This is a genomic window from Methanolinea sp., from assembly GCA_030055515.1.
Lineage (GTDB): Archaea > Halobacteriota > Methanomicrobia > Methanomicrobiales > Methanospirillaceae > Methanolinea_A.
The window spans coordinates 90,673-99,600 of record JASFYI010000005.1 but is presented as its reverse complement, the minus strand read 5'-3'; the positions used below and the strand labels follow the sequence as shown (position 1 = coordinate 99,600).

Below are 8,928 nucleotides of genomic sequence, written 5' to 3'. Positions count from 1 at the left end.
CTTCTCTTCGAGCATGTCAAGGACCCTGTCCATGCGGTTCTCCCGGGGTTCGGCGGGCGCAAGGGCGCCCGGGTTCTCCTGCATGAACTCCCGGAGGAGCGACCGCGCGGTCTCTACGTCGCCGGAGGCGAGCGCGGACCGGATGGCAGAGACGTCGTATCTCTTCTCTTCGAGCATGTCAAGGACCCTGTCCATGCGGTTCTCCCCCTGCGCGGGGGTGGGATAGTTCTTCCCTGCCGCTGCCGCCTGCGCCTGTGCGGGCAGCGCGGAGAGGACGAGGAGCCCGGCGAGGATGCCTGCCGCGAGTATGGATGAAAGCCTCATCGTGTGTGCCTCCACGTGGTCGTGTGTCGTGCCGGCATCTCTGCCGACGTAAAACATGTTTTACATTCTGTCATATAAATATGACTAATGGGGGAGTTTCTTCCACGTACCTGTCTGGGCAGGTGCTCGAACCGGCCGGGAAGACGGGTGGAACGACCGGTTCACTCCTCGTAGGTGAAGATGTCCTCGATCGCGACGCCGAAGTAGCGCGCGATCTTGAACGCGAGCGCGAGGGAAGGGTCGTACTTCCCCTTCTCGATGGCGAGGATGGTCTGGCGGGTGACATTCAGCTCCCGGGCGAGGGCATCCTGCGTGAGGTCCCTCATCGCCCGGTAGACCTTGAGCTTATTCTTCATCGCTCTCCCACTCCCCGTACTTCCGGGCGTAGTAGACCCGGAACGCGATGTAGAGGAACGCGATGCAGCAGAGGAGGATCATCTGGAGGACGCCGAAGTACCCAAGGAGCGGCGGGTCCCTCGGGATGTGGCGCGCCAGCGGGTTGCCGCGGGGGATCCCGAGCGGTGTCGAGAACCCTATCACCGCGGTCCCGAGGCTCACGGCAAAGAAGATCACCCAGAAGACCTCGAGCGTCCGGAACCCCGCCTTCTCGTTGATGAGGCGCGTCCGCTCGTCCTCCCGGACATCGGTGACCGTCATCCGCGCGACGTAGAGGAGGCCGACGCCGAGGATGAACCCCGCGGTGATGACGAGGGGATTGCGCAGGTGGACCGAGAGGAGGAAGAGGCCGACCTCGGCGAGCCCTACGACCCCGGCGAGGAGGTAGAACGTGTTCTGCTTCATGGAGGGTGTGATCGATGTTTCACAAAATGTCCCCTTAACTTTACCGGTCGCCGGGTCCCGGACCTGAAAGGTATTTCGGGGGGGAAGGCGAGCTCTCCCGGTACCGATGGCAGCCCTCCCGGCACTCCCCGCGGCCTTGCGGCCGGGCGGCGGGGGATCCCCCCTCTCGGTCGCGGCATCCCTCCTCCTCGCTCCCCTCCTCGCGTTCCTCTACTACGGCCTCTGCCTCCTCGTCCTCCCCCTCGACCGCGCGCTCGTCCTCGGCGGGCTGATGATCCTCTACTACATCCCGCCGTCCGGGAAGGAGTCGATCATCCCGGCAGGGATCGCGCTCGGGATCCCGTGGTGGCTCATGGCAACATCCCTCGCGGTCCTCGACGTCCTCACCGGCCTCTTCGTCATCCAGAACATCGGGATCGCCCTCGAGATCCCCGTCCTCGGACCGTGGATCAGGGGTTTCCTCGAGAGGGGCGGGGAGTTCATGGAAAAGAGGCCGTGGATCTCCCGGTGGTCAGTCCCGGGCGTCGCGTTCTTCGTCTTCCTCCCGTTCCAGGGGACGGGCGGCGTGGGCGCGACCCTCGTCGGGATGATGGCGGGCCTTTCGCCGGCAGAGATCCTCCTCGCGATAGGGCTCGGGGCGTCCGCCGAGTGCTTCCTCTTCGCCGCGGGGAGCGAGGTCATCTGGAGGCTCGTCCTCGAGAACGCCGCGGTCGGGATCCCGGTCGCGGTCGCCGCGGTCGCGGCGTTCGCCGCAGCCTACGTCCTCCTGCGCAGGTGGTACGGCGGAGGGGAGTGAGGGGGAGGGAGAATGGCGGCGCGGGCGGGAAACAGGGTCTCCATTTTTGGTCTTCCCCGGGGGTAGTCACGGGTGCAGCTCTTCTCGTTCGAGTCGGTGGAGGGCCTCTCGGCCGCGGAGGCGGGGAGGATCCTGCGGGAGGAAGGGTACAACGAGGTCCCCTCCGCGGAGAGGCGGGGGACACTCGCGATCGCCGCGGGCGTCCTCGGGGAGCCGATGTTCCTCCTCCTCGTCGCGACGGGGACGATCTACTTCCTCCTCGGCGACGTGCAGGAGGGCCTCATGATGGCAGCCTTCGTCTGTGTCATCGTCGGGATCACCGTGTACCAGGAGTCGCGGACGGAGAGGGCGCTCGAAGCCCTCCGGAACCTCTCCAGCCCCCGTGCCCTCGTCGTGAGGGACGGGGAACTCGTCCGCGTGCCCGGGAGGGAGGTCGTGAGGGGGGACCTCATGGTCCTCTCCGAGGGGGACAGGGTCGCCGCGGACGGGGTCCTCCTCTACGCGCAGGCCCTCGCGGTCGACGAGTCGCTCCTCACCGGGGAGTCCGTCCCCGTGCGGAAGGTCGCCGTTGCGGGAGGAGGAGAACCCCCTGCCCCCGCGGCGCCGGGGGGTGACGACCTCCCGTTCGTCTACGCGGGCACGCTCGTCGTCTCGGGGCAGGGCCTCGCGCGGGTGACCGCGACGGGTCCCCGCACGGAAATGGGGAAGATTGGGAAAGCCCTCTCGTCGGTCCACCGGGAGGAGAGCCCGCTCCGGAGGGAGGTCTCTTCCCTCGTGCGGAAGGTCGCGCTCGCCGGGGCAGCCCTCTGCGGGGTCGTCGCGGCCCTCCACGGGATCTCCACGCAGAGCATCCCGGAGGGCCTGATCGCGGGGATCACCCTCGCGATGGCGATCCTCCCCGAGGAGTTCCCGGTCGTCCTCACCGTCTTCCTCGCGCTGGGCGCGTGGAGGCTCTCGCGGGCCCGCGTCCTCACCCGGCAGGTCTCCGCGGTCGAGACCCTCGGGGCGGCGACGGTCCTCTGCGTGGACAAGACCGGGACGCTCACGGAGAACAGGATGGCGGTCCGGGCGTTCTCCTGCGGGGAGAGGGTCGTCCCGTACCCCTCCGGCGACCCCGGGGAGATCCCCGAGTCCTGCCACGAGCTCGTGGAGTTCGCGATCCTCGCCTGCAAGAGGGACCCCTTCGACCCGATGGAAAAAGCGCTCCTCTCCCTTGCCGCCGGCGAGTTCGGGAAGACCGAGCACGTCCACGCGGGCTGGGAACTCGTCCGGGAGTACCCCCTCTCGCCCGCGCTCATGGCCATGTCCAACGTCTGGCGCTCGCGCGACGGTGCCGAGTACGTGATCGCGGCGAAGGGCGCCCCGGAGGCGATCGCGGACCTCTGCCACCTCGACGGCGAGGCAGCGGCCCGGGTCGCGGCGGGGGTGGACATCCTCGCCTCCGAGGGACTGCGGGTCCTCGGCGTCGCGCGCGCCTCGTTCCGGCCGGGAGACCTGCCCGAGTGCCAGCACACGTTCACCTTCTCGTTCCTCGGGCTCGTCGGGTTCTCCGATCCCGTCCGGCCCGGTGTCCGGGAGGCGGTCGGGGAGTGCAGGGCGGCCGGGATACGCGTCCTCATGATCACGGGGGATTCCCCGGTCACCGCGCGGGCGGTCGCGCGGCAGGCGGGCCTCGGGGACCACGGCGGCGTCATCCTCGGCCCCGAGCTCGAGGAGATGTCCGACGGGGAGCTCGCCGCGGCGTGCAGGAACTCGCCCCTCTTCTCACGGGTCGTGCCCGCCCAGAAACTCCGGATCGTCCGCGCGCTGAAAGGGGCAGGCGAGGTCGTCGCCATGACCGGCGACGGCGTGAACGACGCCCCCGCGCTGCGGGCCGCGGACATCGGGATCGCGATGGGCGGGCGGGGGACCGACGTCGCGAGGGAGGCGGCCTCCCTCGTCCTCCTCGACGACAACTTCACGTCCATCGTCGCCGCGGTGCGGATGGGCCGGCGGATCGCCGACAATCTCCGGAAGGCGATGGCCTACATCCTCTCGGTCCACGTCCCCATCGCCGGGATGTCGCTTGCCCCCGTCCTCCTCGGCGCGCCCCTCGTCCTCCTCCCCGCCCACATCGTCTTCCTCGAGCTCGTCATCGACCCCTCGTGCTCCGTCGTCTTCGAGTCCGAGCGCGAGGAGGAGGACGTGATGAGGAGACCGCCGCGGGATGTCTCGCGCGGCCTCTTCTCCCGGGAGACGGTCACGCTCGGCCTCCTGCAGGGCGCAGTCGTCCTCGCCGCGGTCCTCTGCGCGTACGCGTGGGCGGCGGCCGCGGGGCTCGCGACCGGGGCCACCCGGACGGTCGCGTTCGTCGCGATCGTCGTCTCCAACCTCGGTCTCATCCTCGTCAACAGGTCGTGGGAGAAGACGGTCCCCGAGACGCTCGGGCACGGGAACAGGGCCCTCTCGGTCGTCGCGGCGGGGACCCTCTCCTGCCTTGCGCTCGTCCTCTCGGTCCCGCCGCTCCGCGACCTCTTCGGGTTCTGCCCCGTCCCCCTCCCGGTGCTCCTCGGGGCGGCGGCGCTCGGCATCGCGAGCGTCCTCTGGTTCGACCTGTACAAGATCTACAGGAGGAGGTCGCGGGAGGGAGCCGGAGGCGCTGCCTGAGACCGGGGCCGGGTGGGGGGAGCCTACCTCCCCCGCGTGAGCCGCCTGCCGAGGGGGCACCTACCGAACCTGCAGAGGAGGGAGATCGCGGCGAGGAGGGCAACCGCGATCGCTGCCATCGCCCCGACCTGGAGCGCGGTCCCGATCCACGGGCTCCCCGGGAGGAGGCGGAAGTCCGCGGGGTCTATCCCGGCGGCGAGCCGGGCGCCGGTCGCGAAGAGGAGGACCGCGGGGATGAACGTCCTGCACGCCGCGTGCACGATCCTGCCAGGGAGGCGGCCGACCTCGCGCTCGAGCACGTCGCGGGGGACGAGCCACGAGAAGGCGAGGGCAAGCACGACACCGGCGACCGGGAGGCCGAGCGTCCCGACCGTCTCGTCCATGGCGTCGAGGACGGGGATCCCCCCGATGCTCCAGCCGGCGGCGCTGTAGCTCAGGGCGGCCGGGAGCCCCAGCGCGACCATCACGGCGCCGAGGACGAGGCTCGCCCTCCGGCGCGACCAGCCCGTCGCCTCGGAGAGGGAGGAGACCCCCACCTCGAGCATCGAGACGGCCGACGTGATCGCGGCGAAGAAGAGGAGGAGGAAGAACGCGGTCGCGAAGAGCCTGCCCGCCGGCATCATCGCGAAGGCGGCCGGGAGGGTGACGAAGGCGAGCTCTGCCCCCGCGGCCGGCTCGAGGCCGAACGTGAAGACGATCGGGAAGATGACGACCCCCGCGAGGAGCGCGATCCCGAGGTCGGCGACGGTGACGGCGAGGGCAGACGAGGGGATCGGGGTCTCCCTCTCCATGTAGGCCCCGTACGTGAGGAGGATCCCCGTCCCGACCGAGAGGGAGAAGAACGCCTGCCCGAACGCCGCGCTCCAGACGAGGGGGTCGGAGAGGACGGAAAAATCGGGGGAGAAGAGGAACTGGATCCCCGCGGGGAAGCCCGGGAGTGTCACCGCGTAGACCGCCATCGCGGCGAGGATCCCCGCCGAGACCGGGATCAGGACGACGGAGACCCGCTCGATCCCCTTCCGGACGCCGAGCGAGACGATCGCGACCGTGACCGCCGCGGAGAAGAGGAAGGAGGCGACCGGCAGGTACGAGCCCGTGAAGGCGCGGAACGTGACGGGCGTCCCCGCGAGGGAGAACGCGGCGTACGCGACGGTCCACCCCGTGATGACGAGGTAGTAGCAGAGGACGAGGAAGATCGTCGCGGCGAGGAACCAGCCGGCGAGGCGGAGGCGCGGCCCCACGCTCCCGAACGCGCCGACGACCGTTTTCGCAAAGTGCCTCCCCATGCCGAACTCGAGCAGCATGAGGGGGTACGCGAACAAGAAGACCGCGACGAGGTACGGGACGAGGTACGCGCCCCCTCCGTTCTGCCCGACGACGGACGAGAACCTCCAGATGTTCCCTATCCCCACCGCGGACCCTATCGCGGCGAGGACGAACCCCGCCCGCGACGACCACGACTCCCTGTTCCCACCTTCCCCATTGGCCATGGGCTCCCGCCTCCGGCGTGCGGAGGAAGGTATGCCGTCCCCTCCCTAAAAACGCTCTAGTATTGCAGGGGGGAGGCAGGGGGACGACCGTGCCGCCCCCCATAAAATCCCCCCGTCCGGCCTGCCCGGCGCGTCACGCACTCCCCTGCCGCGCGTTGATCACCTTGAAGGCCTCCATCACGACGACGACGGTACCCGCGATGGCGAGGCAGACGAGCCACTGGCCGAACGAGACGGGGAGGACACCGAGGATATCCTGCATGAGGGGGACGTGGAGCGAGAGGATGTGCAGTCCCTGCATGAGGACGACACCGAGGATGAGGAAGGGATTGTTCCTGACCGGGACACGGAAGAGCGAGTGGTGCTCTGACCTGCAGTTGAAGACATGGAAGTTCTCGAAGAGGACCATGAGGAGGAGGAGGAGGTTTCGCGCCACCGCTTCCTCGATACCCCTCGAGGTGAGCCACCAGAAGAAGAGGAATGCGAGCCCCCCTATTGTCAGCCCGGAGAGGAGTGTCTCCTTCACCATGAGGGGATTGAATACCCCCTCGTCCGGCGGCCGGGGCTTCCTCTTCATCGCGTCCTCCTCGCCGGCCTCGAACGCGAGCGCGACCCCCTGGATCCCGTTCGTGACGAGGTTCAGCCAGAGCAGCTGGACGGCGAGGAGCGGGATGGGCAGCCCGGAGAAGAGGGCGAGGATGAAGAGGACGACCTCGGCAAAGCCCGTGGAGATGAGGAGGTAGGTCACCTTCCGGATGTTGTCGTAGGCGAACCGCCCCTCCTCCACGCCCGCGACGATCGAGGAGAAGTTGTCGTCCGCGATGATCAGGGACGCGGTGTCCTTCGCGACGTCCGTGCCCGAACCCATGGCGACGCCGATGTTCGCCCGCCGCAGGGCCGGGGCATCGTTCACGCCGTCGCCTGTCACGGCGACGAAGTGGCCCGCCCGGACGAGCGCATCCACGATCTCCATCTTCTGGACCGGTGTTACCCGTGCAAAGACCCTCGCCCTCTCGACGAGCGCGTCATAGGCCGGGAGAGGGGGGTTCCCCGCCGCGGAGAGTTCCCTCCCGGTCACCACCTGCGAGGGGTCGTCCGCGATGCCGAGTTCCCGCGCGATGGCAAAGGCAGTGCGCGGGTGGTCGCCGGTGACCATCACGACGTCGATCCCCGCCTCGCGGGCGATCCGGACGGCATCCCTCGCGTCGGGCCGGAGGGGGTCGATGAATGCCGCGAGGCCGAGGAACGTGAGCGAGGGCCTTGTGCAGGCGAGGGTGGCATCGGGGCCCGGGGGCGCGTCCACGGTCCCGCCCGCGACCGCGAGGACCCTGTAGCCCCCCTCCATCAGGCGGGCGAGCTCCGATTCCACGGCCTCCGCGTCGAACGGGACGGTGCCGCGCGGCGTCGCCATCTCCGTGCAGAAGGGGAGAATTGCCTCGGCTGCCCCCTTCGCCGCGATTCTCACGGGCGGTGCGGTCTCCCCGTCCCGCGCGTAGTACACGGCCGCATACATCCTCTCCGACTCGAAGGGGACGTGCGCGAGGACGCGGATCCCGTTCTTCACGTCGTCGGGGGATATCCCCGCTTTGTAGGCGAGCGAGAGGAGGGCGATGTCCATCGCGTCCCCCGAGTATACCCACTTTCCGTCCTCCTGGTAGAGCGTCCCCTCGTTGCAGATGACCGCGGTCTGCGCGAGCGTGCGGGCGGCGTCGAGGACGGCGGTGTCGGGCGGCTCGCCGTCCACGAGGAGCCTCCCGTCGCCGGGCTCGTACCCCGCTCCCGTCACCTCGACGATCGTTTCGGGCGGGAGGAAGAGAGCCTTGACCGTCTGCTGGTTCACGGTGAGCGTCCCCGTCTTGTCCGTCGCGATGGTGGTGCAGCTGCCCAGGCTCTCGACCGCGGCGAGCTTCCTCACGATGACGTTCCTCTTTGCCATCCGGGCAGCAGCGATCGAGAGGGCGACGGTGATCGCGACGGGGAGCCCCTCGGGGATCGCCGAGACGACGAGCGCCACGGCGAGGAAGAAGACCTCGAGCGGGGGGACGCCCCTCGAGAGCGCGACGGCCGCCATGACCGCGCTCGCCGAGAGGATCAGGATCCCGACCTTGCGGGAGAACTCCTCCATGCGGATGAGCAGGGGCGGCTTTGCGGTCTCCGTCTCCGAGACGGCCTTCGCGATGAGCCCGACCTCGGTGTTCCTCCCGACCGCGGTGACAATCCCGCACCCGCGCCCGGAGACGACGATGCTCCCTGCGAATGCCATGTTCGCCCGGTCGCAGAGGAGCGTGTCCGGATTCACCACGCAGAGATGCTTGCGGACGGCGACCGACTCCCCCGTGAGGAGCGACTCGTCTATCGAGAGCTCGGCGACGTGGATCAGGCGGAGGTCGGCGGGGACCTTCATGCCTGACTCGAGCTGGACGACGTCGCCCAGCGTGATCTCCTCCGCGGGAATGGTCTTCCACGCCCCGTCGCGCAGGACGCGGGCGGAGATCCGCAGGAGGTTCTGGAGTTCCCGGGCGCTCTGCTCGGCCTTCCACTCCTGGACCGTCCCGATGATCGCGTTGATGATGACGACGAGGAAGATGAACCCCGCGTCCTTCTCGTCCCCGATCAGGAAGGAGATGATCCCGGCGGCGAGGAGGATGTAGATGAGGGGGCTTGCGAACTGGTGGAGGATGATCTCGACGAGGGTGGGAGCCCTCCCGGCGGGGAGGGAGTTCTTCCCGTAACGGGCGACCCGGGCAGCTGCCTCCCCGCTCGAGAGGCCCCGGGGCCCGGAGCGGAGCGTCTCATACACGCTCTCGATGGGGAGGGCGTGCCATGGGACGCCCTGCGCGGGGATCCTGGTGTCGTCCATGGCAATCGGAC

7 protein-coding genes are annotated in these 8,928 nt (G+C 69.1%); 2 read left to right on the top strand and 5 right to left on the bottom strand.

The genetic code is table 11. The annotated features are described in order from the left end of the window. The 3 genes from QFX32_08930 to QFX32_08920 form a co-directional block, all read right to left on the bottom strand. A partial coding sequence (locus QFX32_08930; protein ID MDI9634157.1) for a hypothetical protein occupies positions 1 to 381 on the bottom strand: 381 nt, incomplete at its 3' end. Positions 382 to 485: 104 nt separating this feature from the next. Further along, on the bottom strand, positions 486 to 680 hold the full coding sequence (locus QFX32_08925) for a helix-turn-helix transcriptional regulator (protein ID MDI9634156.1): 195 nt from the start codon (positions 678 to 680) through the stop codon (positions 486 to 488). Beyond that, on the bottom strand, positions 670 to 1,125 hold the full coding sequence (locus QFX32_08920) for a DUF2178 domain-containing protein (GenBank protein MDI9634155.1): 456 nt from the start codon (positions 1,123 to 1,125) through the stop codon (positions 670 to 672). Before QFX32_08920 ends, QFX32_08925 begins: the two co-directional genes overlap by 11 nt. Positions 1,126 to 1,231: 106 nt before the next feature. Between QFX32_08920 and QFX32_08915 the strand changes: the two genes are divergently transcribed. Continuing rightward, positions 1,232 to 1,921 carry a small multi-drug export protein gene (locus tag QFX32_08915; protein MDI9634154.1) on the top strand — a complete coding sequence of 230 codons (690 nt, stop codon included), beginning with the start codon at positions 1,232 to 1,234 and terminating at the stop codon, positions 1,919 to 1,921. Positions 1,922 to 1,993: 72 nt separating this feature from the next. Further along, entirely contained in the window at positions 1,994 to 4,567 is a 2,574-nt protein-coding gene (locus QFX32_08910; GenBank protein ID MDI9634153.1) for a cation-translocating P-type ATPase, read from the top strand. Between the two features lie 23 nt (positions 4,568 to 4,590). On the opposite strand, the gene QFX32_08905 is transcribed toward QFX32_08910, so the two are convergent. Both QFX32_08905 and QFX32_08900 read right to left on the bottom strand, forming a co-directional pair. After that, on the bottom strand, positions 4,591 to 6,057 hold the full coding sequence (locus QFX32_08905; GenBank protein MDI9634152.1) for a sodium-dependent transporter: 1,467 nt from the start codon (positions 6,055 to 6,057) through the stop codon (positions 4,591 to 4,593). A 133-nt stretch (positions 6,058 to 6,190) separates the two neighbouring features. Then, the gene (locus QFX32_08900; protein ID MDI9634151.1) at positions 6,191 to 8,917 is read right to left on the bottom strand and encodes an HAD-IC family P-type ATPase; all 2,727 of its coding nucleotides are present in this window, start codon (positions 8,915 to 8,917) and stop codon (positions 6,191 to 6,193) included. Positions 8,918 to 8,928: the final 11 nt, after the last annotated feature.

Excerpts from the sequence above, each read along its gene's own strand:
- QFX32_08905 (MDI9634152.1), bottom strand. The coding sequence starts at position 6,057 with ATGGCCAATGGGGAAGGTGGGAACAGGGAGTCGTGGTCGTCGCGGGCG.
- QFX32_08925 (MDI9634156.1), bottom strand. The coding sequence starts at position 680 with ATGAAGAATAAGCTCAAGGTCTACCGGGCGATGAGGGACCTCACGCAG.
- QFX32_08915 (MDI9634154.1), top strand. The coding sequence starts at position 1,232 with ATGGCAGCCCTCCCGGCACTCCCCGCGGCCTTGCGGCCGGGCGGCGGG.
- QFX32_08900 (MDI9634151.1), bottom strand. The coding sequence starts at position 8,917 with ATGGACGACACCAGGATCCCCGCGCAGGGCGTCCCATGGCACGCCCTC.
- QFX32_08920 (MDI9634155.1), bottom strand. The coding sequence starts at position 1,125 with ATGAAGCAGAACACGTTCTACCTCCTCGCCGGGGTCGTAGGGCTCGCC.